19 protein-coding genes and 1 tRNA gene are annotated in these 25,479 nt (G+C 59.4%); 8 read left to right on the top strand and 12 right to left on the bottom strand.

What is annotated here, in order from left to right; translation table 11 throughout:
• Nucleotides 1–227 precede the first annotated feature (227 nt).
• A complete protein-coding gene (locus tag ACQQZ8_RS05405) occupies nucleotides 228–3,800 on the top strand; it encodes an FtsK/SpoIIIE domain-containing protein (protein WP_431711658.1) in 3,573 nt (1,190 codons plus the stop codon).
• 8 nt (nucleotides 3,801–3,808) lie between these two features.
• On the opposite strand, the gene ACQQZ8_RS05400 is transcribed toward ACQQZ8_RS05405, so the two are convergent.
• Nucleotides 3,809–4,216 (bottom strand): hypothetical protein, encoded by a 408-nt coding sequence (locus ACQQZ8_RS05400; RefSeq protein ID WP_431711657.1) that lies wholly within the window; start codon nucleotides 4,214–4,216, stop codon nucleotides 3,809–3,811.
• A gap of 348 nt (nucleotides 4,217–4,564) precedes the next feature.
• On the opposite strand from ACQQZ8_RS05400, the gene ACQQZ8_RS05395 reads away from it, so the two are divergent.
• Together ACQQZ8_RS05395 and pknB are read left to right on the top strand one after the other, a co-directional pair.
• Nucleotides 4,565–4,813 (top strand): WhiB family transcriptional regulator, encoded by a 249-nt coding sequence (locus tag ACQQZ8_RS05395; RefSeq protein ID WP_265161012.1) that lies wholly within the window; start codon nucleotides 4,565–4,567, stop codon nucleotides 4,811–4,813.
• A gap of 218 nt (nucleotides 4,814–5,031) precedes the next feature.
• Nucleotides 5,032–7,236: a Stk1 family PASTA domain-containing Ser/Thr kinase gene (pknB, locus tag ACQQZ8_RS05390; protein WP_431711656.1), complete on the top strand. Its 2,205-nt coding sequence runs from the start codon at nucleotides 5,032–5,034 to the stop codon at nucleotides 7,234–7,236.
• Nucleotides 7,237–7,339: 103 nt separating this feature from the next.
• On the opposite strand, the gene ACQQZ8_RS05385 is transcribed toward pknB, so the two are convergent.
• Nucleotides 7,340–8,644: a class II 3-deoxy-7-phosphoheptulonate synthase gene (locus ACQQZ8_RS05385; protein ID WP_431712147.1), complete on the bottom strand. Its 1,305-nt coding sequence runs from the start codon at nucleotides 8,642–8,644 to the stop codon at nucleotides 7,340–7,342.
• A 191-nt stretch (nucleotides 8,645–8,835) separates the two neighbouring features.
• Nucleotides 8,836–9,501 carry a lysophospholipid acyltransferase family protein gene (locus tag ACQQZ8_RS05380; protein WP_431711655.1) on the bottom strand — a complete coding sequence of 222 codons (666 nt, stop codon included), beginning with the start codon at nucleotides 9,499–9,501 and terminating at the stop codon, nucleotides 8,836–8,838.
• Between the two features lie 130 nt (nucleotides 9,502–9,631).
• On the opposite strand from ACQQZ8_RS05380, the gene ACQQZ8_RS05375 reads away from it, so the two are divergent.
• The 3 genes from ACQQZ8_RS05375 to ACQQZ8_RS05365 all read left to right on the top strand — a co-directional run bounded on the left by ACQQZ8_RS05375 (nucleotide 9,632) and on the right by ACQQZ8_RS05365 (nucleotide 12,891).
• The gene (locus tag ACQQZ8_RS05375) at nucleotides 9,632–10,387 is read left to right on the top strand and encodes an alpha/beta hydrolase (protein ID WP_431711654.1); all 756 of its coding nucleotides are present in this window, start codon (nucleotides 9,632–9,634) and stop codon (nucleotides 10,385–10,387) included.
• Nucleotides 10,388–10,397: 10 nt separating this feature from the next.
• Nucleotides 10,398–10,979: a hypothetical protein gene (locus tag ACQQZ8_RS05370; RefSeq protein WP_431711653.1), complete on the top strand. Its 582-nt coding sequence runs from the start codon at nucleotides 10,398–10,400 to the stop codon at nucleotides 10,977–10,979.
• Between the two features lie 106 nt (nucleotides 10,980–11,085).
• Entirely contained in the window at nucleotides 11,086–12,891 is a 1,806-nt protein-coding gene (locus ACQQZ8_RS05365) for an AMP-dependent synthetase/ligase (RefSeq protein ID WP_431711652.1), read from the top strand.
• Here the strand turns inward: ACQQZ8_RS05365 and ACQQZ8_RS05360 are convergent.
• Both ACQQZ8_RS05360 and ACQQZ8_RS05355 read right to left on the bottom strand, forming a co-directional pair.
• The gene (locus tag ACQQZ8_RS05360; RefSeq protein WP_431711651.1) at nucleotides 12,870–13,433 is read right to left on the bottom strand and encodes a hypothetical protein; all 564 of its coding nucleotides are present in this window, start codon (nucleotides 13,431–13,433) and stop codon (nucleotides 12,870–12,872) included. The genes ACQQZ8_RS05365 and ACQQZ8_RS05360 overlap by 22 nt on opposite strands.
• Before the next feature lie 291 nt (nucleotides 13,434–13,724).
• Nucleotides 13,725–17,177 (bottom strand): pyruvate carboxylase, encoded by a 3,453-nt coding sequence (locus tag ACQQZ8_RS05355; RefSeq protein ID WP_431711650.1) that lies wholly within the window; start codon nucleotides 17,175–17,177, stop codon nucleotides 13,725–13,727.
• A gap of 344 nt (nucleotides 17,178–17,521) precedes the next feature.
• On the opposite strand from ACQQZ8_RS05355, the gene ACQQZ8_RS05350 reads away from it, so the two are divergent.
• Nucleotides 17,522–18,343, top strand: coding sequence for a ParA family protein (locus ACQQZ8_RS05350; RefSeq protein ID WP_431711649.1), 822 nt, complete (start codon nucleotides 17,522–17,524; stop codon nucleotides 18,341–18,343).
• A 93-nt stretch (nucleotides 18,344–18,436) separates the two neighbouring features.
• Here ACQQZ8_RS05350 and ACQQZ8_RS05345 read toward each other — a convergent pair whose 3' ends face one another.
• From ACQQZ8_RS05345 to ACQQZ8_RS05330, 4 genes are all read right to left on the bottom strand, one after another.
• Nucleotides 18,437–19,027 carry a MerR family transcriptional regulator gene (locus ACQQZ8_RS05345; RefSeq protein WP_431711648.1) on the bottom strand — a complete coding sequence of 197 codons (591 nt, stop codon included), beginning with the start codon at nucleotides 19,025–19,027 and terminating at the stop codon, nucleotides 18,437–18,439.
• A gap of 200 nt (nucleotides 19,028–19,227) precedes the next feature.
• On the bottom strand, nucleotides 19,228–19,707 hold the full coding sequence (locus ACQQZ8_RS05340) for a bifunctional nuclease family protein (RefSeq protein ID WP_431711647.1): 480 nt from the start codon (nucleotides 19,705–19,707) through the stop codon (nucleotides 19,228–19,230).
• A 42-nt stretch (nucleotides 19,708–19,749) separates the two neighbouring features.
• Complete coding sequence (gene ftsR, locus ACQQZ8_RS05335; protein WP_431711646.1) at nucleotides 19,750–20,499, bottom strand: transcriptional regulator FtsR; 750 nt, start codon at nucleotides 20,497–20,499, stop codon at nucleotides 19,750–19,752.
• An 84-nt stretch (nucleotides 20,500–20,583) separates the two neighbouring features.
• The gene (locus ACQQZ8_RS05330; protein WP_431711645.1) at nucleotides 20,584–21,033 is read right to left on the bottom strand and encodes an FHA domain-containing protein; all 450 of its coding nucleotides are present in this window, start codon (nucleotides 21,031–21,033) and stop codon (nucleotides 20,584–20,586) included.
• Nucleotides 21,034–21,432: 399 nt separating this feature from the next.
• Between ACQQZ8_RS05330 and ACQQZ8_RS05325 the strand changes: the two genes are divergently transcribed.
• Complete coding sequence (locus ACQQZ8_RS05325) at nucleotides 21,433–21,792, top strand: DUF488 domain-containing protein (RefSeq protein WP_431711644.1); 360 nt, start codon at nucleotides 21,433–21,435, stop codon at nucleotides 21,790–21,792.
• Nucleotides 21,793–22,059: 267 nt separating this feature from the next.
• On the opposite strand, the gene ACQQZ8_RS05320 is transcribed toward ACQQZ8_RS05325, so the two are convergent.
• The 3 genes from ACQQZ8_RS05320 to ACQQZ8_RS05310 form a co-directional block, all read right to left on the bottom strand.
• Nucleotides 22,060–23,940, bottom strand: coding sequence for an FAD-binding monooxygenase (locus tag ACQQZ8_RS05320; protein WP_431711643.1), 1,881 nt, complete (start codon nucleotides 23,938–23,940; stop codon nucleotides 22,060–22,062).
• A 333-nt stretch (nucleotides 23,941–24,273) separates the two neighbouring features.
• A complete protein-coding gene (locus tag ACQQZ8_RS05315) occupies nucleotides 24,274–24,930 on the bottom strand; it encodes an alpha/beta fold hydrolase (RefSeq protein WP_431711642.1) in 657 nt (218 codons plus the stop codon).
• A 398-nt stretch (nucleotides 24,931–25,328) separates the two neighbouring features.
• A tRNA-Pro gene (locus tag ACQQZ8_RS05310) sits at nucleotides 25,329–25,405 on the bottom strand.
• Nucleotides 25,406–25,479: the final 74 nt, after the last annotated feature.

The raw sequence follows: 25,479 nt of genomic DNA, 5'->3' as shown, positions 1-25,479 counted from the left end.
CACGATGCACCCCCACCTGCTACCGCATCGTGTACTGCTTTGTCCACGGATGCTAGTACCACCGGCTAGGCGTTGCAAGAGGGTTTATCTAAGTGTGTGGATAACTCAGTGGTCTGGCCAACAGTCCACATTTCTCCCTTGTTGCGGAACGTCGCATCTCAACCCGTGGGTTGATGGGTTGAGCAGCGGGATACTGCGTGGAGCAAGGTTACGGAAGGACTCGGATCGTGGCACTGGAATTTTTGTTGTGTACTCACCATTTCGCCCGGCCACGCCAGTTCGTGGTGCACAGTGATCGTCGGTTCACTGGGGCACTTCTCAACACGCTGCTGAGCGAACATTTCGGTGCGGGACCGTGGTTTTACGCGGGTCGAGCCTTAGTAGAACACCCCGAATTCACGGAGCAGGACATCGTGATCATCACCGATATGCCGGTCTGTCCCACACCGCGTGAAGACGCCTCGCTCAAACTCTATGTGTTGGATGGGCCTAACGCCGGGGCCCAGCTGAGCTTACGCCCTGGCCATTACCGGATCGGTCGGACCGCGCCATTATGGTTGGAGGATCCAGCTGTGGCTAGGGTACACGCCACCGTCGTGGTCGATGACCGGCACATTATGCTCTACCCAGAACCGGGGCGCCAGGTACGCTTACTTCCCGGGCCGGGTGCCGAGGTCACGGGGGCAGTGCGTTTGCAGCGCGGATCAACGATTCAGTTGGGAGACAGTACGCTACGCGTGCAAGACCCGCTGGCTGAGCTGGATCAGACCGGTATCAGCTGGCCACTGGATTTACCGGGCTTGCCGGAGAAACCTCAGTTGCAACGCTTACTGACGATGCTGGCCGCCGCGTTGCTGCCGGTAGCGATCGGCATTTTGTTGGCGGTGTTGAGCGGGTCCGTAATTTTTCTGCTGCTTTCCACGCTCAGTGCCCTGCTGGCCATCTTCCCGGCGGTGGGCATGTGGCGCTCCCGCCGGGGGTACCGTCGGGCGCTGCGCGAACATACCGAAAACTGTTTGGCGGCTCGTACCCGGGTGGCCCCGCCTTTGGGCACGGTTTTGGCTGCGGCAGCGGATCCACTGCGCGAAGCCTTCCCGGTCGGCGAAGCCCGCTTAGTGCTCGGCCGAGGTCGCTGGTACGCACAGCTTCAGGAGCGTACCGGTCAACGCGTTGGTCCCGGAGAACCCAGTGCGATCTTTGCCCTGAAAGCTACCGGGACATGGCAGCTGGTCGCAGAACCTGGGCCAGCAGCGGTTGAGGTGCTGTGCGCCATCCTCGCTCGGTTCTTACCCGCAGTGCTCGGCGGTGGGCCGGCCCTAGTGTTGGACCCGGCGATCCCCCTGTTACCGGCGAATCTCTTACTGTTGCCCGGGGTAAGTTTAGGGTTACCCCCGCCTGCGGCAGGTCCCGTCCCCGACCGTGCGCAGAAGACGGCTTGCGAAGTGATTTACGTCATCGCCGGTACCGCTTACCCGATCGCGGGTGCGCTGGTGCTCGGACTCGGACTACATCGCGCGCCCACAGTGGATGGGTGGGTTGAGCTCAGTGGGCATAGTGCGGCCCCGGGCAGCCAACTTGATGACCCGCAGGCGCTCTTGGAGCAGCTGGATTGGCTTAGTCTGCCCCATTTCACCAGGCTGGTTGAGTCGTGGCTGACTCGGCCCCGGCCAGCGGCCCTGCCCCGGGCACTGAGTCATGTGCCCGGGAGAATCCGGTGTGTCATCGGCGATGACGAACAGGGTCAGGCGGTGGAACTTGATCTGGATGCCGACGGCCCACACTTCCTCGTTGCCGGGACGACCGGTTCAGGCAAATCCGAGGCTTTGCGCAGGATTGTTAGCGAACTGGTAAGCCAGCAAAGCCCCCGAGAGTTGGCCTTGGCGCTGGTGGATTTCAAGGGTGGGGCGAGCCTTTCGGTCTTCGCCGCGGTGCCGCACACCCAGCTATTTGTTTCTGACCTCGATGGCGCCGCCGCGCAACGGATGCTGGATCAGCTTGACCTCGAAATTCGACGTCGCGAGAGGCTGCTCCAGAGCGCCGGGTGCAGCGACATCGCCGACTACCCACCACAGCCCGAGGATGCCCCGGCTCTGCCACGACTGCTGGTTGTCGTGGATGAGTTTCGGGTATTCATCGACCAACTCGCCGAGGCCAGCGCCCGGATTGACCGGATTGCGACGGTGGGGCGAGCCTTAGGAATTCACTTACTACTTTCTACGCAGAAACCTACCGGTACGCTCAGCTCACAGACCCGGGCCAACATCAACACCGTGATCGCCCTGCGCGTTCGTGATGCCAGCGAATCCAGCGACCTCGTGGACTGCCCACAAGCCGCACAGCTGGCCCACCCCGGGGAAGCGATATTGCGCACTGCGCTCCGCGGTCCGCTGCTACTTCGTTTTTATCGGGCCGCTCCCGGGAAGCCCACCGGATACCTGGCCGAGCGGGCATCCAGCGGGCTGGGCGAGTACCACCGCAAACCACTGGGCCCGGAATCGATGAGCGGCTCGGCGATGGACGGCCTGCGCGAAAAGCTGCTCCGCGTGCATACGCAGTGGGGCGCACTGCCACCGCTTCCCAGCCCCTTCGCTCCCCCGCTACCGCAGAACGTGCTGGAGGAACCGCCGGGTCAACCCGAGCACGGCCAAGTCATCTGCGGGGTGCTGGATCAGCTGGAGGCCGGCTGTTTGGCGCCGTTGCCGCTAGCCGGTAAACATTCACCGGCCTTGCTGGTGGCCGGTCTGCCGGAGGCCGGACCTACCCACCTGGTGCAGCAATTACTTCGCAGCGGGGTCAAGGCACTGTGTTTCGATGCGGCCCCGGATCCGGGGTGGACAGCGCCAGCGCAGCAGCTACTGATCACCGGACGAGATACGTACCTGTTCCGTCAGGCACTGGACTATCTTGCCGACCCCGAGCAGCTAGCCGGCCTGCTGATCATCGTGCGTCAGGTGGCCGGATTAGTGGCGGCGCTCCCACCGAATCTTTGGGCCCGCTTTGATGAGCTGCTAGCCAACCTGATCCGTTCCGGTTCGCGCACCGGGGCACAGGTGATCATCCTTGGGGATCGCGATCTCTCACTACTCAAGGCAAGCAGTTTATGCACCCGGCGTTGGTATTTCCCGCTCGGAGCACCCATGGGATTAAGCATGAGCTGGCCCAAGCTCCCGCCGGTCAGCACCCTGGTGGGGCGTGGGGTGCAAGTCAGTGAGGACGGCCAGCTGCATAGCATTCAGCTCACCAAGCTCAGCCACGAACCCGTCCTGTCCCCGCAGTGCTGGAGAGCGCCTGCTTTATCGGTGCCCACCGACACCCGGTGGTGGTTAGGGGTGCACGGGCTAGCTGCCAAACCCGCGAAATTCTGCCCCAGTGGCATCGGGTTCATTATTGTTCCGGACGCGGTATTGCGCCAGCACCTAGCCAGGACTCTCTGTGCACGCTGGGATTTGCAGCTTTGCCGTGACCAGCAGGAACTCGCCTCCAGTGAGTCACCGGCGCTGATTTGCGATGTTGCACCGACACCGCCGCTCGCGCAGCTGTTGAATTCCCTGGCTGCCCAAGGGGCTAGACCGGTCGTTTTTTGTGCCCCCTCGGCCCGGCTGGCCTATGAGTTCGCACTACCTTCGCTGAGTTTAGATGAGCGCGATGTGCTCGTTGTTGAAGCAACCCATCCCTATGACATGCAACCGCTGCTATGGCCCGCCTTGGCCGAGCAGCCCGAGTCCGAAATAGCTGGGGTGTGGCGAGCGGTGAAGCTCATCGGCGGACAGCCGGCCGAGGTGCTGATCCCGCAAGAGTGAATCCGGCGTTATTCCGTACGCTTGCGATCGCCTAGGAAGGCAGTGGTTTGCGGGGCGAACAGTAGTAACAAGGTTCCGGCGGCAATGAAGAAAGCCAGCACGGCGAGCCCGATCAGATCGGTCTGGAAGTAAGTGGTGGCGAGAATGACCTGAAATAGCTGCCAAGCCACGATCGGGGCCCGGGTCCAGGCGCGGCCTTGAAAGAAACTAAAGGCAACCCAGCCTTGCCACAGCGCCCCGGCAAAACACAACCCCACCATGAAGATCCGACCGGGCATGTTTAGCGCCCCAGGATCGGAAATGTGGATGAGGTAGTTAATGCCGTAGGCCAAAACGGCCAAGGCTTCCACGAACACCAATAGGGCGACGACCTTGACGGTTAGTACTCTGGCACCAGCCAGTTCTCGATTGCTCACATCAAACAATCTACGTGCAGCTTGCGCTACTGATCAAACAGAAATGTGATTCAGCAACCCATTGTCAAATTTCTGACAATAGGCTAGCCAGAGTCAGGAAATCCAGTTTGTGACAAACAGCTCAGCTTTTTGCCGAGGTTTCGTCATGACCACCCTTGTTTACTTATCTGTAACATGAAAACCTTATGAAGTTAGTTCCGGCGACGAGTTCTGCCGGACACCACCAAGATTTTGGTTCACCCTGCTACCACCAGAGTAGCTCCATGCCGTGGAATAACATCACCATGTTGCTCCGTTGGACTTCGCGCAGGATGAACCTTCCCCCAATTTCAAGGAGCATCAAGAAGCATGGATTGGCGTAGCCGCGCAGCGTGTCTGGACAAGGATCCCGAGCTATTCTTCCCCGTTGGAAATACCGGTCCGGCGCTATTGCAAATCGAAGAAGCCAAAAGTGTGTGCCGTCGTTGCGATGTCACCGAAACCTGCTTGCAGTGGGCCATTGAGTCCGGCCAGGACGCCGGAGTTTGGGGCGGTATGAGTGAAGATGAGCGTCGTGCGCTGAAACGTCGCGCCGCTCGTGCCCGTCGTGCGTCTTAATTACGTCTAAGGGTTCCCAGCGATCGCCTGCCCGGCGAATCTCAGGAATCTGCCCAGATCCGTCAGAACTTATCTCGTTGTTCTGACGGATCTTGACTTTAACTGGTCAAATTCTCAGCTGGACTGGGTAGATTGAAAGTAGTTTCACGCCACGAAAGGAGCCGCCCGCGTCGCAGTGCCCCCGGCGCACCGGTTGCGCAGGACTGCGCGGGCCTATTATGAGCTCAGCACCATCGGATCCGTTGATCGGCCGCTGCTTGGAAGAACGCTATGTTCTCGAAGAGCTGGTCGGTTACGGGGGCATGTCCAAAATCTACAAAGCCTTAGATTTGCGGCTGCATCGTAGCGTCGCGGTGAAAATCCTCAAAGAGGACTATGCCGCAGAACCCGAGGTACGTAAACGTTTCGCCGCCGAGGCGGTCATCGCGGCGAATCTCAATCACCCCAACGTGCTCAGGGTGCTGGATCACAATGTGTCCGGCCAACTGGTCTACCTGGTGATGGAGTTTGTGCGCGGACAAAACCTCCACAAGCTGATCACCACCCGGGGCAGGTTAACTCCGCGGCAAACCTTGAGTTTGCTGGAATCGATCTGCCGGGGTCTGGCCGCGGCGCATGCCGAGGAAATTGTGCATCGGGATATCAAACCCGCCAACGTGCTGATTTCCGATGCGGGCACGGTGCAGATCGCGGATTTCGGATTGGCACGCGCGGCGAGCGCCCACACCCAGTCATCCACGCTCCTTGCCACCTTGCAGTACGCTTCACCGGAGCTGGTCTCCGGTCGGCCCGCCGATGCGCGTAGTGACATCTACGCGGTCGGAGTGATGATTTACCAGATGCTCACCGGTCAACTGCCGTTCCCTGAAGCATCGATTCCCACGCTGATCCACCATCATCTGCACACCGAAATGCCGCTACCTTCGACCCGGATTGCGCGTATCGCGGAGGATTTGGATGAGTTGGTGCGATTCTGTACCGAAAAAGAACCAGAGAACCGTCCCCAAAACGCGGCCTTTCTGCTCGCCGAAGTGATGCAGATACAGCACACGCTCAGTGATGAGCAGTTAGATTTGGGCGCTGAGCTATATGGCGGGTTAGCGGATTTGGTAGTTCACGATGCCCCACATGCCACGTCGGTGCAGCAACGCTTAGGCCAATGGGAGGCATCCGAACGCAAGCAAGAGCCCGACCCGTGGTGGACCGAGCAGCAGGAGACCGAAGCCACCACGGTGCTAAACCTCAACGAGCACCCCACCGAGGCTTTCAACGCCACCGAAGCAGCCACCCAGGCCTATGCGGGCCGAACGCAGCCCATGGATCAGAGCCCGACCCAGGCGTATCCGGATCCTCACCAGGCCCCCACCCCTCCGGCGGCTCAGCCTTTCACCCCGCAGCCGACTATGGCGTTTTCGCTTGACTCGGCGCAGCAGTCGGAACCCGAGGAAGCACCGCTAAGCAAACGCGAACAACAGCGCGCTCAAAAACAATGGCGCCGGCAGGCACAAATCCCCACGCATAAGTTGGCCCAGCCGATGAGTGCCGGGCGTCGGGTGCTGCTGACTCTGCTGATTCTGTTGGCCGTGGCCGTCGTGGCGGTGGCTGCCTGGTTCTTTGGCCGGGGTCCGGGAAGTATCATCAGCATTCCGCAATTGAGCGGCATGTTGCAGGACCAAGCGGTCGAAAAGTTGGATCAGGCCGGGGTTCCCGTGCGGGTCAGCAATGTCCACCACGACGACGTCGCCGTGGGACGGGTGATTGCCTCCTCACCCACCCAGGGACAGAACATTATGCGCTTCCAAGGTGTGGAGCTCAGCGTGTCGCGTGGCCCGGAAATTTTCCAGATGCCACAGGTGGCCGGGCTAGACCCCGCCGCGGCCCGCAGCAAACTGGAATCCCTACAACTCCGCGCCCCCAAGATCAGCGAAGAATACTCGGAAAGTGTGCCGGAGGGCACGGTGATTTCCAGTAGCCCGCAGGCCGGGGAACAGCTGACTCGGAAGAGCGCCACCGCGTTAGTAGTCTCCGCCGGCCCGGCACCGATCGACGTACCAAATCTACTTTCGATGCGGCAGGCCGAAGCCGAAGCGGCTCTGAACGAGCTAGGACTACAGCTCGCCGTGGACGAAGAGGTCTACTCCTCCGAGATTCCTGCCGGCCACGTGGCGGTGCAGACCCCAGAGCAGGGCACGGTTGCCGCCGGTTCCACTGTGCGCGTCCAAGTTTCCAAGGGTCCCGAGTACATTCAGATCCCATCGGTGATGGGTCAGCCCGTGGATGAGGCGGTGGCGACCTTGGAAGATGCCGGTTTCGCGGTCGATACCCGCAAGATGCTCGGTGAGCGTTCACAGACCGTCCGCCTGCAGACGCCGCTGAATCAGCGGGCAGAACGCGGGTCTACGATCACCATCTACCTGTTCTAGCACACCTACTCTTGCCGGGTGGTTAAAAACTTATCCCCGCGATCGATCACTGCACAGTGCAGGTCGAACGCGGGGATAAGTTTTTTGGGGTTCCGGGCGCTACCTAGCGGCGGCGTGCCTTCAGCGCGGTGGAGATCAAGAACGCCATTTCCAGGGACTGGCGGTGGTTCAACCGCGGATCACAAACCGACTCGTAGAGCGAATCGAAATCTTCTTCGCGGATTGGATCGGCGCCACCGAGGCACTCGGCCACATCGTCACCGGTCATCTCGACGTGCACGCCACCTGGGACGGTACCCAGCTGGTCGTGGACCTCAAAGAATCCGCGGACTTCGTCCATCACGTCATCGAAGTTACGGGTCTTGTAACCGTTTTGGCTGGTCACCGTGTTCCCGTGCATGGGGTCGGTAACCCAGAGGACCTGAGCACCGCTAGCGGTGACCTTTTCCACCAGCGACGGCAGCTTCTCGCGAATGTTCTTCGCACCCATGCGGGTGATGAAGGTCAAACGTCCTGGCTCGCGCTGCGGATCGAGCTTGTCGATCAGTGCCAGTGCGTCTTCGGCGGAGGTCGTTGGTCCCAGCTTCACGCCGATGGGGTTACGCACCCGGGACAGGAAGTCCACGTGGGCGTGGTCCAGCTGACGGGTACGCTCGCCAATCCAGAGGAAGTGGCCGGAGGTATCGTAAGGCTGGCCGGTGCGTGAGTCGGTGCGGGTCAACGCACGCTCATAGTCCAGCAGGAGCGCCTCGTGGCTGGCGAAGAACTCGGTGCGCTTCAGAGCCTCGAAATCCGCCCCGCAAGCGTCCATGAATCGCATGGCCGAATCGATTTCGCCGGCCAGCTGCTCGTAGGCCGAGTGCGCTGGGTTGGCCATGAAGCCCTGGTTCCAGGAGTGCACGCTGCGCAGGTCGGCGAAGCCACCCTGAGTGAAGGCACGGATCAGGTTCAGGGTTGCGGCCGAGGTGTTGTAGGCCTGCACCATCCGCTTGGGGTCATGGGCGCGGGATTCGGCAGTGAACTCAAAACCGTTGACGATCTCGCCACGGAAGGCCGGCAGGGTGATCCCGTCGCGGGTCTCATCGTTCGAAGAACGTGGTTTGGCGAACTGCCCGGCCATCCGGCCCATCTTGATCACCGGCATGGAGGCACCATAGGTGAGCACAACGGCCATCTGCAGGATGGTGCGCACGCGTGCGGAGATCTTATCGGCGGTCGCCCCGTCGAAAGTTTCGGCACAATCGCCGCCCTGCAGCAGGAAAGCTTTGCCTTGCGCGGCGGCCGCGAGCCGTTCGCGCAGAATGTCCACTTCACCGGCGAAGACTAGCGGTGGTCGCGAACCCAGCTCGGCGATTGAGGAGTTATAGTCCGCATGCTCACTCCAGGTTGGCTGCTGGGCGATAGGCATCTCGCGCCACAGGTCCAGATCTGGGTCAATTGCGGGGCCGGCTACGGAGGAGCCTGGCAGTGGGGTTCGGAATGCTTCAGTCACCTTCACAAGTCTACGACCCTGCCGGACAAAGAACCCCAGCGAATGTAACACAGGGGCGTAACACTCAGCCTTCGAACCTCCTGAGCTGAGCGGTCAACGCAGCGGTTTTAGCGCTTACGCGGGGCATAAACATCCACGTATTGTTGGCCCGAAAGTTTCTGGATCGACTCCCGGATCTCATCGGCCACCTTCCGCAGAACCTGCGAATCCTTCTGCGCGCCCGCGTAGGCGCTGAAGTCCAAAGGTTCGCCGATGCGGATTCCGATACGGCCCGGACGTGGGATACGTCGTCCGATGGGCTGGACTTTATGGGTATCGATCATCGCCACGGGGATCACCGAGGCGCCGGTCTCCAAAGCCAGCTTCGCCACGCCGAGTTTGGCACGGTAGAGCCGACCATCGGGCGAGCGGGTGCCTTCGGGGTAGATGCCCAAGATTTTGCCTTCGCTCAAGGCGCGATTGGCGCTGGCCAGGGACTGCGCGGATTTCGCGCCACCGGAGCGATCCATCGGAAGCTGGTTAATATTGCGGAAGAACCACGCGGTGAAACGGCCCTTGAGACCCTTGCCGTTGAAGTATTCATCCTTGGCCAGGAAGATGACCGGCCGCTCAAGAACGGCGGGCAAGAACACCGAATCGGATACGGATAGGTGGTTCGAGGCGAGGATGGCCGCTCCCTGTTCGGGGATGTTGTCCAACCCCTGCAGGTCAATCTTGAAGAAGATCTTCAGCAGCGGACGGACGGCGAACCGCTTGAGGAAGTCATACAGCACGTTCTTCGATTCCTTCAATGAGAGCGATGATTCGGTCGTGCATCAGCCAGCCGGCGTTCGCCATGCGCGTGGCTCATACCTTCTCATTGTGCACTAGTCTCGAGGGGAAGGGTGACAGAAAGGAGCTGCGATGCGCAACGATTCCACCACTTCCCCCGCCCGCGCAGCGCAGAGCGCGGACACCGCCGTGCTATTAATTCATGGCTTTACCGGCTCGCGTGTTTCCTTGGCGCCGTGGGCTGAAGCGCTGAATTCGGCCGGGTACCCCACCGCCGCCCCTGCGCTACCTGGGCATGAGACTCGTTGGCAGGATCTGCTGCGTGTTCCTTACCGGCAGTGGATCCAGGCTACCGAGCAGGCTTTTGACGAGCTGGCCGCCACCTACGATCACGTCTTCGTGGCAGGGCTGTCGATGGGAGGGGCGCTGGCATTGCATTTGGCGACCCGGCGCCACGTCGCGGGGCTGCTCTTAGTCAATCCGGGGCTCGTCATTGATTCGCCGGTGGCCCCCTACGCCCGTTTTATTCATCGCATGGTTCGTTCCGTGGCCCCGATCAGTAACGATATTGCCTTAGCCGGGGCCGACGAAGCGGCCTACCCGCGTACCCCGGTGGCCGCCGTGGCCCAGCTGCACCAGCTTTTTGCACAGACCCGGGCGCGCCTTGCGCTGGTCGATGCACCAATATTGTTATTCCGTTCTACCAAGGACAATGTGGTCTCCGAGGCCTCGGTGCAGGCACTGCTTGCGGGTTTGGACCCCGAGCTTCCGGTGCAGCGGGTGGCCTTGGAACGCAGTCAACACGTGGCCACCTTGGATTACGATGCCGAGCTGATTTTCCAGCGATCCATCGAATTCCTCCGCGACCAGCCAGCCGACCAAAAGTAGTGAGAGTTTTGTGAATCAGAAGGACCAGACCCCGTCCAATACCCCGGATCCGCAGTGGGATGAGCTCGTGGCCCGGTTGCGCGGAAATGAGTCGCCGACGCAGCCTGCCGAGCCCCCTGCCAAGCAGCGAGAAGAAGCTGAAACGCCACCCGAGGCGCAAACGAGTGCGGGCACGGACTCCCCCGCATCACAAGAGTCAGCTGCGCAGCTCTTACCCGGAGAACAGAAAGAGCCGCCCGCCATCCCGCATGAGCCCAGCGCCGCGGAACGCGAAGCGGCCCTGCACAAGTTATTCAACACCGGCCCCTTAGCCCGTGGACCACGCGACTATGAGGTGACAGATGATCCCGAGGAGCAGGATTTCACCCCGCAGGAACCGCCGGCCTTGGGTGCCGGGGATCCGAGCCTCATCTTGTCTTGGGTGGCCGCGGCCGGCGGTGCACTGGGCCTGCTACTGTGCGTGATCTTTGTGCGTGATGCACCGGCAGTCCTTTACTCGGTGCTGGCGGTGAGCTGTCTGATCGGAGTGATCATGCTCCTGCGAAGGCTACCCAAGGATCGGGATCCGGGGGATGATGGAGCTAGGGTGTAGCCGACTTGGCCGTCAGGTTGCAGCTGGGTTACCATCTAGTAATATATTGTGACGTAGCACACTCGCTGCGATTACCTCGGTCACATACGTCAGGAGTGAAGCACCGATGCTCGAGTACAGCACCCCCATTCGCATCAATAGCCCCGAAGATTCCAACATCACCGACCTGTTGTTGCGCCATGCCAATTCGGCCGCTAACCCTGCCCTGTTCTCCAAGCCGATCGCTGGGGGCGGCTGGCAGAACATCACCGCTTCACAATTCGCGGCCGATGCCTCGGCGATTGCCAAGGGGTTCATCGCCAACGGTCTGAAGACCGGGGATCGCATCGGGCTGATGGCCCGGACCCGTTACGAATGGACGCTGGTTGATTTTGCTATTTGGTTCGCCGGCGGAGTCACCGTTCCGGTTTATGAAACCTCCTCCCCCTCGCAGGTCGCTTGGATCTTGGGCGACTCCGGCGCTCGGGCGATCCTGGTGGAATCCCCGGAACATGAATCGGTGGTCCGTCACGCGGGGCATCAGGAGCAACTGACCGAACTGGATCATGTGTGGCAGTTCGAAGGCGGACTCGATGAACTACGCGAGGCCGGCAAGCAGATCAGTGATGAGCAACTCGAAGCGCAGCGCAGCTCCGCCGGGCTGCGCGATCTGGCCACCATTATCTACACCTCCGGCACGACCGGTCGCCCCAAGGGGTGCGAGCTGACCCATGGAAACTTTGTGGAATTGGCCGAGAACGCGGTGGCGGAGCTCCCCGAAGCGGTCTATCCCGGGGCCTCGACCATTATGTTCCTCCCGCTGGCTCACGTCTTCGCACGCTTCATCTCGGTAGTCAACGTAGCTGCCGGCTGCCGCACCGGGCATACCCCGGATGTGAAGAACCTGCTCGCCGATTTGCAGTCCTTCAAGCCAAACTTCATCTTGGCCGTGCCACGCGTGTTCGAGAAGGTGTACAACTCGGCCATGTTGAAGGCCGAGGATGGCGGCAAGGGCAAGATTTTTCATGCCGCGGCCGACACCGCGGTGGCCTATTCCCGCGCAGCGCAGGATGGCAAGGTGCCGTTGCCGCTGAAGTTGAAGCATAAGCTCTTTGACAAGCTGGTTTACGCCAAGCTGCGGGCCGCGATGGGTGGCAATACCCGCCATGCGGTCTCCGGGGGTGGTCCGCTGGGGCAACGTCTGGGCCACTTCTTCAACGGCATCGGACTCACCGTGCTGGAAGGTTACGGGCTGACCGAAACCACGGCACCGATTAGCGTCAATACGCTGAAGAAAATCAAGATCGGCACCGTGGGTAAGCCGTTGCCGGGTAATGCGGTCAAGATTTCCAGCGATGGTGAAATTTTGACTAAGGGCATCTGCGTGATGCGCGGTTACTACAACCGTCCCGAATTGCAGGAGGAGTCCTTCACCGACGGGTGGTTCCACACCGGGGATATTGGTGAACTTGATGATGAGGGCTTCTTGACCATTACCGGGCGCAAGAAGGAAATCATTGTCACCGCCAGTGGCAAGAACGTGGTTCCGGCGCTGTTGGAAGACCAAATCCGTGCCGATGCACTGGTTTCGCAGTGCGTGGTGGTTGGCGATAGCCGGCCATTCATTTCCGCACTCATTACCCTAGATCCGGAAGCCGTCCCAGGCTGGCTGGAACGTCATCAGCAGAATAAGACAATGCCGATGGACGAAGTGGTGCGCCTTGATCAGGTGCGCGAACATCTGCAGAAGCTGATCGACAAGGCTAACCAGTCGGTGTCCCGGGCTGAGCAGATTCGTGAATTCCGCATCGTCGCCCAAGACTTCACCGAGGAATCCGGGCACCTAACCCCGTCGATGAAGATCAAGCGGGCCAAGGTTCTTAGTGATTTCCAATCCGTGGTGGAGGAGATTTACTCCAAGCCCAAAGCCTGAGCTAACACCGCGGTAAGCAGCGGTTCGGTGGAGTTTGCGGTGGTACGTCGAGATTTTGACGTACCACCTCTGCTGTTTAACGCTGAGTCCAACTTCACCAGCGGGACATGGCGGAACGGATAGGAACCCACCGATTTTCGGGGCTGCCCCACCGGGATAAAAATCATCTGCTGGGCAAGCTCTTCACGACCATTGGCGATCAGCCATTCCACCAGATCCATCAGCCGGTCTTCGGTATCCGCGGTACTGCTGGCCAGCACCAGCAACACTTGCCCCTCCGGGGTGAGCGAACCATCCATGACCGCTTGCACCCGGCCTGGTCCAGCCACCGAAACTTTGGTTTTGATCCCAAGCTCGGCCAGCCGGGCAGCCAGCGGCACCTGCAAAAGATGTGGGTCTATCTCTGAATCCAAGGCGAAGAGCAGGATCGGCAACATTGGATACTGCTGCGCCACTTGCGCGCCAAGTTCGGTGATCTGTGACTTTGCTGCAGATCCCTCACCGCGTGCCGCGGAAAGCCAACCCATAATCCCCTGCTCCATTTCCCTAGTCCAACGTTCGTGCGGCGCCGACCTGCCGGCGCGGGAAGCACCTCAGGATCAGCCGCAGAACGCGCCGCGGCAAGCTGGCCGAGGCTGCGAAACGGTCCGGCGCCCAGCACGGTTCCACACATCTGCCTTAGGCTAACAAATTATCTGCCCGCCCCGCGTGCTAGGAGCGAGGAACGCGGGCCACGGCTCGGAGTTATTCCCCCTGCGAAGGGTGCAACACAGGCTAAGGGCCCGAAATACCTCGTACTTCGGGCCCTTAGCCTGCTGCGGAATTGTGTCTGCTTACTCTGGCTTGATCACCAGCAGCAGGTCGCCACCTTGAACTTGGCTGGTGCCATCCAAGGTGATCTCGGTGACCACGCCGGAGACGTTGGCGGTGATTCCCGCTTCCATCTTCATCGCTTCAATGGTCGCGACCGACTGACCGGCTTCGACCCAGTCACCGACCTGAACGTTGACCGTCACCGCACCAGCAAATGGTGCAGCCACATGGCCCTTGTTGTTCACGTCGGCCTTCGGAGCAGTCTTCACGGTGGATTCCACGGACTCATCACGAGCCAGCAGCTGACGCTGCTGACCGTTGAGGGTGACCACCACGGTGCGCATGCCCTTCTCATCTGGCTCGGAGACCGAAACCAGTTTGACCAGCAGACGCACGCCCTTGCCCAGCGATACAACGTGCTCGTAGCCTGGCACCAGCCCGTAGAGGTAGTCGCGGGTGTGCAAGATCGACAGGTCGCCGTAGTTCTCCACACTGGCTTCGAAGTCGCGGGTCGGACCGGCGAAAAGCAACCGGTTCAGGGTTGCGCGGACGGTATCCGAATCCGCATGCAGCGCGGCCGAGTCCTCGGCAGAAAGCTCTTCCAGATGCGGGCGAACGGTGCGGCCCTGGAGCGCCTTCGTGCGGAACGGCTCTGGCCAGCCACCTGGAGGGTCGCCCAATTCACCGGATAGGAACTGGATGACCGAATCGGGGATGTCGTAGTTCTGCGGGTTGGCTTCAAAGTCGGCCGCGGCCACACCGGAACCCACCAACTGCAGTGCCAGGTCACCCACCACCTTGGACGATGGGGTCACCTTCACCAGGTTGCCCAGCATCGAGTTCACCGAGGCGTACATCGACTCAATGGCTTCGAAGCGCTCCCCCAGACCCAGCGCAATTGCCTGCTGACGCAGGTTCGAGAGCTGACCACCAGGAATTTCGTGTTGGTAGACGCGTCCGGTCGGGGCTGGCAGTCCGGACTCAAATGGTTTGTACATGGTGCGAACGGCTTCCCAATATGGTTCCAGGGAGGCCACGGCATCCAGGGAGATGCCGGTATCGCGTTCGGTGTTCTCCAGTGCGGCGACCAGAGCGGAGGCCGAAGGCTGGGAAGTGGTTCCGGCCATCGAAGCGCTGGCCACGTCGACCGCGTCCACTCCGGCATCCACCGCTGCCATCAAGGTGGCCAGCTGGCCACCGGAGGTGTCGTGGGTGTGCAGGTGCACCGGCAGATCGAAACGTTCACGCAGGGCGCTGACCAAGATCTTGGCAGCTTGCGGACGCAGCAGTCCGGCCATGTCCTTGATCGCCAGGATGTGGGCCCCGGCGTCAACAATCTTCTGCGCGAGCTCCAGGTAGTAGTCCAGCGTGTAAAGCTTCTCATTGGCATCGAGCAGGTTACCGGTGTAGCACAGGGCAACTTCGGCCACCGCGGTGCCGGTGGCGCGTACGGCCTTGATCGCCGGAGTCATCTGGTCGATGTCGTTCAGCGCATCGAAGATTCGGAAAATGTCGATCCCAGCCTTGGCAGCTTCGGCCACAAAGACATCGGTCACTTCGGTGGGGTACGGGGTGTAACCCACGGTGTTCCGGCCGCGCAGCAGCATCTGCAGCGGGATGTTCGGCAGTTCAGCACGCAACAGTTCCAGACGCTTCCATGGGTCTTCACCCAAGAAACGCAGCGCCACATCGTACGTCGCCCCGCCCCAAGCTTCCATCGAGAACAGCTGTGGTAACACGTGAGCGTAGGCTGGTGCGGCGTGGAGCAGGTCGCGGGTACGCACGCGGGTAGCCAACAGCGACTGGTGAGCGTCGCGGAAGGTGGTGTCGGTGACGGCTAGTGCGGTGGAATTGCGCAGGGTCTTGGCAAAACCTTCGGGTCCCTGCTCCAAGAGCACCTGACGCCAGCCAGCCGGTGGCTGCTCGGTCTGCGATGGGCCGTCAAATGGTGAACGCTCCGGCTCCGAGGCCTTATCCCCCGGGAAGCTCGGCAGCTTCTTGCGTGGGTCAATGCCTTCGATGCGTGGACCATGCGGCTGGTTTACGGTCACGGCGGCCAGGTAGTTCAGCGCCTTGGTGCCACGGTCCTGTGACTGGTTGGCGGTGAGCAGCTCCGGACGCTTGTCGATGAAGTCGGTGGCGACGTTGCCGGCTAGGAACTCCGGGTCACCAAGGACGTTCTGAATGAAGGAGATGTTGGTGGCCACACCGCGAATACGGAATTCGGCCAGCGCACGGCGGGCACGAGCCACCGCGGTGGCGAAGTCACGGCCGCGGCAGGTGAGCTTGACCAGCATGGAGTCAAAGTGTGGAGAGATTTCAGCACCGGTGTACACGGTACCGCCATCCAGTCGGACGCCAGAGCCGCCAGCGGAACGGTACACGGTAATGGTGCCTACATCTGGGCGGAAGCCGTTGGCTGGGTCTTCGGTAGTAATGCGGGACTGCAAAGCCCAACCGCGAACCTGAATTTCTTCCTGACGGATACCCAGTTCGTCCAAGGTGGCGCCGGACGCGATGCGCATCTGGGCCTGTACGAGGTCGATATCGGTGACTTCTTCGGTCACCGTGTGCTCCACCTGGATACGCGGGTTCATCTCGATGAAGACATGCTGGCCGGCACGCTCACCGATGGTGTCCACGAGGAATTCGACGGTTCCGGCGTTCTGGTAGCCCAGGGCCTTGGCGAACTTAATCGCATCACGGAACAGCGCCTGACGGATTGATTCATCCAGGTTTGGTGCTGGGGCGATTTCCACGACCTTCTGGTGGCGGCGCTGTAGCGAGCAGTCACGCTCGTGCAGGTGAACGACGTTGCCGTGCTCGTCGGCCAGAATCTGCACCTCGATGTGACGTGGGCGCAGGACGGCTTGCTCCAAGAAGACGGTGGGATCACCGAAAGCGGTGCCGGCTTCGCGCATCGCCGCGTTCAGCGCTTCTTCCAGATCCTCGCGCTTGTCCACCCGACGCATACCGCGTCCGCCACCGCCGGCCACGGCCTTGACGAAGATCGGGAAGCCAATCTTTTCGGCTTCGGAGATGAGCCAGGAGACATCATCGCTGGGTTCTGAGGAGGCCAGTACCGGAATCCCGGCGTCGCGTGCGGCCTTTAGCGCTGCAACCTTATTGCCGGCCAGTTCAAGCACGTCGGCCGAGGGACCGATGAACTTGATGCCGTTTTCGGCGGCGGCACGGGAAAGTTCTGGATTCTCACTGAGGAATCCGTAACCCGGGTAGATGGCATCCGCGCCGGCTTCCTTGGCAACGCGGATGACCTCCTCTACGTCCAGGTAAGCGCGTACGGGGTGACCTTCTTCACCAATCCGGTAAGCTTCATCGGCTTTCTGGCGGTGAATGGAGTTACGGTCTTCGTAGGGGTAGACGGCAACGGTCTTGGCTTCAAGTTCGTTGGACGCGCGGAAAGCGCGGATCGCGATTTCACCGCGATTGGCTACAAGAATCTTTTCAAACATTGCATTCCTACATCGGTTTGAGGCACCCGGAGGCTCAAAAACCCGCGAGTTCTTCGGGATATTCCAGAAGTTTCCGCTGGCCTCTAGCTCGGGAAGGTGCTCGTTTTCGAGCTCTTAGAAAAACACCATACAGTGGCGCAAGGCACGATGCCTAAAAAAGACGGCATGTGGTCTGACCACAGCTTAACGCGCGTCAATTCTCGTAACTTTGCGAAGTAGTGGACTTAGGAGGTAAATCCCACGTTGCGAACTCGGGGTTTTAGCTAGAAGCCGACTATGATAAATAGAGATTTAGTCCCGGCGATAGCAACAATCAACGAGCAGTGAAAGGCGTGGTCTGTTCCGTGCACGTAGTGAGCATCAGCAGCCTCAAGGGTGGCGTGGGAAAGACCTCGGTGACTCTCGGTTTAGCCTCGGCAGCATTGGCAGCCGGAATTCCTACCCTCGTGATCGATCTGGACCCGCATGCCGATGCCAGTACCGGCCTAGGGGTTCGCGCGGACAATAAACAAACCATCGGCCAAATGCTGAAGAATGCGCGCCGAGCCCGCTTACAGGACAATGTTGCGGCCAGCGCCTGGCAAAGCAAGGCAGCCGAGAAGAAGTCCCGGACCCGCATCCCGGTGCTGGATGTGGCCGTGGGCGATGCGTACACCGGGATTTATGATCGCCCGGATCTACGCACCCGTGATCTTCGCCGGCTGAGTCAGCTCCTGAGCCGCACCTCGGGCTACCAGCTGGTACTCATCGACTGCCCACCATCACTCAATGGTCTGACTCGGATGGCGTGGAGCGCCTCGGATCAACTATTGCTCGTTGCCGAACCAAGCCTTTTCTCGGTGGCCGGTACCGAACGCACCCAGCGCGCTCTGGAGCTTTTCCGTCAAGAATTCGCCCCGACGCTTGGTCCGGTCAAGGTCGTGGCAAACCGTGTCCGTAAGGATTCGGCTGAGCACACCTTCCGCATCAACGAGATGCGTCAAATGTTCGGGACCAATATGCTCACCCCGGAAATTCCTGAGCATCCCGAATGGCAGCAGATCCAGGGTGCCGCCTATGCTGTGCACTACTGGCCTAGCAAATCCACCGGCCCGATCGTAGCGCAGTTCGATGCGCTGCTAAAGGAAATTATGGCTACCGATAAGACCTCTCGCACCTCATCCTAGGTGCTTGAAGCTTATTCTCCCGTTCGCTTAAACGCTCAGGCTGTGCCCACCTGCCAAGGTGGGCACAGCCTGAGTTTTCGATCTAAAGTTCTGTTATCCGGCGTTGAGTTTAGCCTTCGCGGCCCGTCGGGCTGCCAATTCATCTTGCGGATGTGGCTCGCTGGAGTTTTCGCTCGGTAGCGCGGCTAGCGAACCTTCAACTTCACGCCAGACTCGACCCACGGCGATCCCGAACACTCCCTGCCCGGCCTGCACCAAATCAATGACTTCATCGGCGCTGGTGCACTCATAGACCGACGCACCGTCGCTCATCAGGGTAATCTGCGCCAAATCCTCAACACCACGTTCCCGCAGGTGGAGGACGGCGGTTCGGATTTGCTGCAGGGATACCCCGGTATCCAGCAGACGTTTGACCACCTTAAGTACCAGGATGTCGCGGAAGGAGTACAGGCGTTGTGAACCTGAACCCTTGGCGCCGCGGACCCCGGGTTCTACCAATCCGGTGCGCGCCCAGTAGTCCAACTGGCGGTAAGTGATTCCAGCCGCCTTACAGACGATCGGCCCGCGATAACCGGCATGTTCGTCTAGTTGTGGCAGGTCATCGGTGAATAGTAAGCCCTGAGAGTTGGATCGTTGCATGTGCCCAGCAACCGGCTGTTGATCCCCGGTGTCGCGAGAGTCCATCCAATTACTCCTTGTTTCTAGCCCATTCAGAATCGGTAGGGATGGTATCGCTGGTTCAAACGTGCGAGTGATGTGTTGCCCGTTACCAGATTCGAATGTGCAAATCCCTATGAATTGACGTTACGGCCATATCCGGGTTAGGTCAAAGACCTTCAAGTATTACTTGAGGGCGTGTCGAGTGCCGCTCAGAGGATTCAGAGTTAGGTCGAGAAATCTTCGGGGTCAATATTGTCTAAGAACTCACGGAATTCACGCATTTGCTCTTCCGGAGGCTCTTCATCTTCCGTGTTTTCGATGGCGACACCGGCCGATTGCAGGACTTCTTCGGTGCACAAGATTGGGCATTGCACACGCACGGCTAGGGCCACGGCATCGGAGGATCTGGAATCAATCCGTTGGCCACTGGACAGCACAAGTTCGGCAGCGAAAATCGCGTTGTCCACCGAAACGATTTCCACGCGGGTGAGTTGCACGTTTAATGCTTCAAAAACATTAATCATCAGGTCGTGGGTCATGGGCCGCGGTGGGGTCAGTCCCTGTTCCGACATCGCGATGGCTGAAGCTTCGGGGGCTCCAATCCACAACGGGAGATAGAGGTTCTCCCCCGGGCGTTTGAGTAATAGCAGCGGCTGGTTAGAGGGCAGTTGGATTCTAATCCCCGCGAACTCTAGTTCTAGCATGGCCTACCCCTTTGTAATCGCGTGTGAACGCTTGTGGCTAGCCTAGCGATCAAGGTGTGAAATAGCACGCTGGACCAAGGCATCGTGCAAGGCCAGACACTGTTCGCCGATTTCTCGGGCTTCCTCGGCGGCTCGGGCCCGCGCCGCGACGTCGGGACGTTTGGCGTCGACGCCCACAATGGATTCAATGAGCGCAAATTCGCGTTCTGCGGCTAAACGGAATTGACGTAGGTGCCGGGGTTCCACGCCATGACTTGCGAGCGCCAGCGCAGATTTGGTGACCTGCACACAGCTCTCTTCATATAGCCCGGCCTCTGGCTCGATGAGCCCGAAGCTTTCCAGCTCTTTGATCAGCTCTAAGCTGGCACCGGTCAGTCCTTGGAGCTCGGCCTGGGATACCGGGCGCCCGTGCTTTTCGGCCTGCTCCCCCATTTGCTCGCTGACCAGCTTTGGCGCGTTGGGCGAACCTCCGGGCAAAGTTTCGGGCGCATCCCCGCGATCCACCGCGTCCAGATGATCCTTAATTACTTTCAGCGGTAGATACTGATCGCGTTGCACCGCAAGAATGAACCGCAACCGATTAACATCCGCCGGAGTGTATTTACGGTACCCGGCACTGGTGCGTTGCGGGATGATGAGTCCCTTATCTTCCAGAAAGCGAATCTTTGAGGCGGTGACGCGTGGGAACTCATGCTTAAGCTCGGAAAGAACCTCACCAATATTTAATGCCGCAGCACGGCTAGACTCGTGACGCGCTACCTCGAGCCGGGGGCTTCGTGCTGCATCAAACATCGGCAAGGGTCCACACCTCAGTTACATTTCCGATCGTTGGCTCTACCTGCCAACAACTTTCATAATTTTGCTTCGACGATAATTTTACGCCGGAATTCCTTGGTAGAAATTCAACCGGAACTTTCCGATCTGCACTTGCACACCGTTGGCGAGCAGAACACTGTCGACTCGATCGCCGTTGATGTAGGTCCCGTTCAATGAACCGATGTCTTTCAAACGGAATCCGTTCTCGACACGTTCAAAGGACGCATGCTTCCGGGACACGGTGACATCATCGAGGAAGATATCCGCGTTCACGTGGCGCCCGGCAATGTTTTCTTCTTTATCAAGTAAGAAACGTGCACCTTGATTGGGTCCGGTGTGTGCGATCAACAGGGCAGAGCCCTGCGGAAGCGCGGCGACCGCGCGACGCTCGTCATCATTCAAGTTGTAGCTTACCGATGGTTCGGAAGGACGGCTCTGTGCGGGCAGCGCAATGCTCGTCGTTTCGTTGACAGACTCGGCCTGTGCGTGCTCCGGCCCTTTGTCAGACATAAGATGTCCTCCCGAATACTGTGTGTTTGGCCCAAATATAGCCAAGCAAGGTGGTTCAACGTCGGTTGCGAATCACACCGCAACTATTTACAGATTAGCCTACTCAACATGCAATAGATAACAGATGGGGCGAATTTCAGGTACTCGTTTGGCGAACTGTCAGGCAGGTAGCTGTTTGCGAAGAAATATTGCCTAGTTTCCTTGCGGAAACCTCAATTCTGCACCGCGCTTTAGCTGAACCCTCCGACCAGCACAGGAGTGCTGTTTTTTGTCGGCGCCCTTCGAGGTGGAAGGACGCAGCGTGTTCAGCAGGCCCGGATCTTAGATTGGATCCGGATTGGATCCGGCAAGCAAGCCTTCATCTTCTAAGCTAAAGGGACCGAGCGAAAGGCCAGAATAATGAGCGTCTCAGTTCAGATTAAGCGAATCTATGCCCCAGTTTCGGATACCGACGGATATCGTGTCCTGGTGGACCGGTTGTGGCCGCGCGGTCAGACGAAGGTCGAGGCACAGCTCGATCGGTGGATGAAGTCCCTGGCCCCGAGTAGCGACTTACGCAAGAGCTGGAATCATGACCCCGAGCGATTCGAAGAGTTCACGAAACACTATCGCCGTGAATTGGATGCCAATGAGCAGGTTGATGAATTCTTGGAGTTCCTAGAGACACAGCAGAGAGTAACGCTGCTCTTCGCCGCCAAGAATGAGCAGATCAATCATGCTGTGGTGCTTCGAGACTATCTGCTGGAGCAGCTGGGCTGACGACCTCTGGGTCCGGCAACGCGACAAAACATGACCCGTCAACGCAGGCCTGATCACTGAGCGTGACCTGTTGGAGATCGAATTTAAACTCGTTTGCGTTAGCCATCTCTACCCTTTGTTTTAGCCAATCTTCCTGCAAGGTATAACCCCACAGCGCGATCCGCTATTCCGGTCGCCCTGTTAAGAACCACGCAGGCCGAGGTCCACCAGCAGTTACTGCTGGGAACCTCGGCCTGCGTTGCGCGCACTATGGGCGACTAGTTGAGTTTATTTGAACAGCGGTGCGAAGAATGCCGCCAGTTCTTCCTTGGCGTCAAGCGGAAGAATATTGGCTACGTACATGTCCGGACGGACCACGATAATCGCTCCATCCTTGCTGACCTGACGCTCGTCGAAGATGCTGTTGCCTTCAATGGCAGCGAAAATCTTTTCGTAGTGCATCAGGCCGAACTTGCCGTAGCTCGGACGGAAAGCTGCCGGAGCATCGGTGATGTCAAAATCGCGGTAACCGGTCTGGTAGACAACCTTCAGGTCGAAGACCGAGTCGAAGTCCGCGCCAGCCGGAGTGTGCTTCACGATTGGCGAATCCGGGGATTCAGCCAACCATTCGGCCAAGTCGGTAGTCGGCGAGGCGGCACCCGGTGCGGCCTGGTCAGCGAATACGTAGATCCGCCAGCGCCCATCGGCCTTGTGCTGGTGTCCGAGGTGTAGCGGGTTGGTATCGGAGCAACGCATGACCTCTGCGGATTTGAAACGCTTACCGATGGGGAAACCGGCAGCCAGTTCCTGATGTGTCCGCTCACCGGTAAGCACCGATGGCTGGTACTCGGTCATGAAACCGGAAGGGAATTCGGCGGTACGGACGTAGAAATCGGCGACGAACGATGGGTCTTCGAACTCCTCTGGCTTCTTCGCCATCAGTGTCGACCATTCCTTGTCGAAATCGATCAGGTTCTTCGCGATCACCTGACGTTCTGCCGAATAGGTGCTCAGTAGCGATTCCGGCGCTAGACCGGTTAGCACGTGGCCGAGCTTCCAGGCTAGGTTGAAGCCGTCCTGCATGGACACGTTCATGCCCTGGCCAGCCTTGGCCGAGTGGGTGTGGCAGGCATCCCCGGTGATGAAGACGCGAGGATCGCGTTTACCAATGTCTTCGAGCAACACGTCGTCGAAGCGGTCGGTGAGTCGGTGTCCGACCTCGTAGACGCTATGCCAAGCAACATCCTTCACCTCTAGCGTGTAAGGGTGCATGATGGATTGGGCATGCTTGATGATCTCATCCAGGCTGGTCTGGCGAACCTTACCGTTGTCGTCCGCGGCGACTTCACCCAAGTCGACGTAGAGGCGGAAGAGGTTTCCACCTTCGCGTGGAATCAACAGAATACTGCCAGCTTCAGAGTGGATGGCACACTTGATGCGAACATCCGGGAAGTCAGTCAGCGCCAAGGTATCCATGACGCCCCAAGCGTGGAAGGCTTGGTCACCGGCGAGGGTGGCACCAATGGAGCGGCGGACGTTAGAACGGGCTCCATCTGACCCCACCACATACTTGGCACGAACCACGCGTTCGGTACCGGCATTGGGCCCGTCGGTGTATTCCAGTACGGCGTGAACCGGATACTCTTCACCCTCCTCGACGGTCAGCGATTTGAAATCGTAACCGTAGTCGGGGGTGATGCGTGCCGGAGACAGCTTGGCGAACCGCGCAAAGTAATCCAGCACGCGAGCCTGGTTCACAATTAGGTGCTTGAATTCGCTGATGCCCTGCGGGTCATCCATGGTGCGCGAATGGCGCACGATGTTCTTGGGGTCCTTCGGATCTGGTCCCCAGAAGTTCATTTCGGTGATCCAGTAGGCCTCAGCAACGATTTCTTCGGCGAAACCAAAGGCTTGGAAGGTTTCCACACTGCGAGCTTGGATACCGTCGGCCTGACCGATTTCTAGGCGACCCGGGCGGCGGTCAATAATGCGGGTGTTCACATTAGGGAACTGGGCCAGCTGGGCGGCGGTGATCATCCCGGCCGGACCCGAACCAACGATCAACACGTCCATCTCATCAGGCAGCTCGGTGGCACGGTCAATGCCGTAGCCTGCCGCTTCCTCTACTCGTGGATCGGTTGATACATACCCATTGTGGTGAAACTGCACAGCTTTTCCTCACTGCTCTGTGAAACCTGAAAACCAACAACCTTTATAGGTGTTCTATTATCGAACACGTAATTCGCATATCGCACAATAACTATAAGCGTCCTGTGAGCGTAGACACAAGTCCTAGAGCATAGTTCAGCGAAATATTTTTGCCGTTCTCGATTCCTTTGCGCGCCGCTGGCAGTCATCGAACGATCTGCGCAGCATCGATCCACGCCCCAAGTGCAGCCGAGGTTCAGAGGGCGTTACAGCTCGGGCGTTGCGAAGGTGCAGAGCCAGCGTCCGCGGTGATGCCACGGATCGCTAGCCCTGCCGTTCGATACTTTTTCATCGCTAGGAAGTGAACTGCTCAATGATCCGCGCCAGCTCACGCGCCCGAGTCAGCATCGGTAAATGTCCGGTCGCCAGGGTGTACACGGTAGCGTCTAGGCGTTTGGCAATCCGTGTTTGAAAACCCACCGGGATCGCGGTGTCTTGGGTAGTCATCACATACCCGCGGCGAGCCGGCCACAGGGGTGCACCGATGGGTTCGGCCAAGACCTTGCCGGAAAAAGAACCCGTTTCGCGCACCAGCTTGTCCAACACCACGCTGGCCACTCCCGGCCCCATGGCGCGCAAGCGCTTCTCACTGAGCTTTAGCCCATTTTTGACTAACTGCGGGGCAACCAGCTTTGGGCCAACCAGTGGCAAAACATCCACCAGCGACTTGCCACTTTGCGGTAGGAGGGAAGCGATGAGTAAGACTCCGTCGAGACGCTCCGGGACACGCGCTGCGACTTCAGCGGCAACAGCTGCGGAAACCGAATGGGCGACGAGGTTTACCTTTTCATCCCCCGGAGGCATCGCATCGATCACCAGCTGGGCGTGCTCTGCTAAGGTGCCGTTCCCGTCGGGAAACTGGATTACCTCAGAGCCCTCCTTGAGTTGAGCCCGAACCTGATCCCAAATCCAGCCGGGTAACCCTCCGCCGGTGAGAAACAAGGTAGTCATCACGCATCACTCCTTCTGAGCATTCGGCGTCCTACTCGCCGCCGTTGGCCCTAGCCTAGATCAGAAATTATCGTGGTGACATTGTTGTTCAGTAAATTACTTACCGGTATTCGCCCCGTATGACGGTTCAACTTCATCGGCTCATCGGATGCCCCAAAGCAATCTGCGCCACTGTGCTCGAAGGATGCGCACGAGCGCTCACGGGCAGGTAGTACGGCGAACCGTGACACCGCAAAAGTGGCGCAGGAAACTGACCCGGTCACAGGTGAGGAACCGCAGCGTAGTTTTCCGTAGTTCGTCTAGCTGGCCGCGGTTGCAGGGGCTCACGGGCACGAAGGTGCGGAGCTTTAACGAAGAAATCACCCGAGAAAACCTGATGGTTTTCTCGGGTGATTATCTGGTCGGGCTAGCGGGATTTGAACCCACGGCCTCCTCACCCCCAGTGAGGCGCGCTACCAAGCTGCGCCATAGCCCGAATTGCTTTCGCAGCCGTTCTCCCCTGGCCTAAAACCAGCGGTGCCACCTGCGAAAAGCTCCTAGATAACCCTA

The sequence above is a fragment of the Glutamicibacter uratoxydans genome (assembly GCF_050753455.1).
GTDB lineage: Bacteria > Actinomycetota > Actinomycetes > Actinomycetales > Micrococcaceae > Glutamicibacter > Glutamicibacter uratoxydans_A.
The sequence above is the reverse complement of the archived record's forward strand: the minus strand, read 5'-3'. Positions and strand labels throughout refer to the sequence as shown.

Coding starts and splice junctions, on each gene's coding strand:
- ACQQZ8_RS05375 (WP_431711654.1), top strand. CDS start 9,632: ATGCGCAACGATTCCACCACTTCCCCCGCCCGCGCAGCGCAGAGCGCG.
- ACQQZ8_RS05340 (WP_431711647.1), bottom strand. CDS start 19,707: ATGCTAGAACTAGAGTTCGCGGGGATTAGAATCCAACTGCCCTCTAAC.
- pknB (WP_431711656.1), top strand. CDS start 5,032: ATGAGCTCAGCACCATCGGATCCGTTGATCGGCCGCTGCTTGGAAGAA.
- ACQQZ8_RS05395 (WP_265161012.1), top strand. CDS start 4,565: ATGGATTGGCGTAGCCGCGCAGCGTGTCTGGACAAGGATCCCGAGCTA.
- ACQQZ8_RS05330 (WP_431711645.1), bottom strand. CDS start 21,033: ATGTCTGACAAAGGGCCGGAGCACGCACAGGCCGAGTCTGTCAACGAA.
- ACQQZ8_RS05325 (WP_431711644.1), top strand. CDS start 21,433: ATGAGCGTCTCAGTTCAGATTAAGCGAATCTATGCCCCAGTTTCGGAT.
- ACQQZ8_RS05355 (WP_431711650.1), bottom strand. CDS start 17,177: ATGTTTGAAAAGATTCTTGTAGCCAATCGCGGTGAAATCGCGATCCGC.
- ACQQZ8_RS05315 (WP_431711642.1), bottom strand. CDS start 24,930: ATGACTACCTTGTTTCTCACCGGCGGAGGGTTACCCGGCTGGATTTGG.
- ACQQZ8_RS05360 (WP_431711651.1), bottom strand. CDS start 13,433: ATGGAGCAGGGGATTATGGGTTGGCTTTCCGCGGCACGCGGTGAGGGA.
- ACQQZ8_RS05345 (WP_431711648.1), bottom strand. CDS start 19,027: ATGGACTCTCGCGACACCGGGGATCAACAGCCGGTTGCTGGGCACATG.
- ACQQZ8_RS05385 (WP_431712147.1), bottom strand. CDS start 8,644: ATGCCTATCGCCCAGCAGCCAACCTGGAGTGAGCATGCGGACTATAAC.
- ACQQZ8_RS05365 (WP_431711652.1), top strand. CDS start 11,086: ATGCTCGAGTACAGCACCCCCATTCGCATCAATAGCCCCGAAGATTCC.
- ftsR (WP_431711646.1), bottom strand. CDS start 20,499: ATGTTTGATGCAGCACGAAGCCCCCGGCTCGAGGTAGCGCGTCACGAG.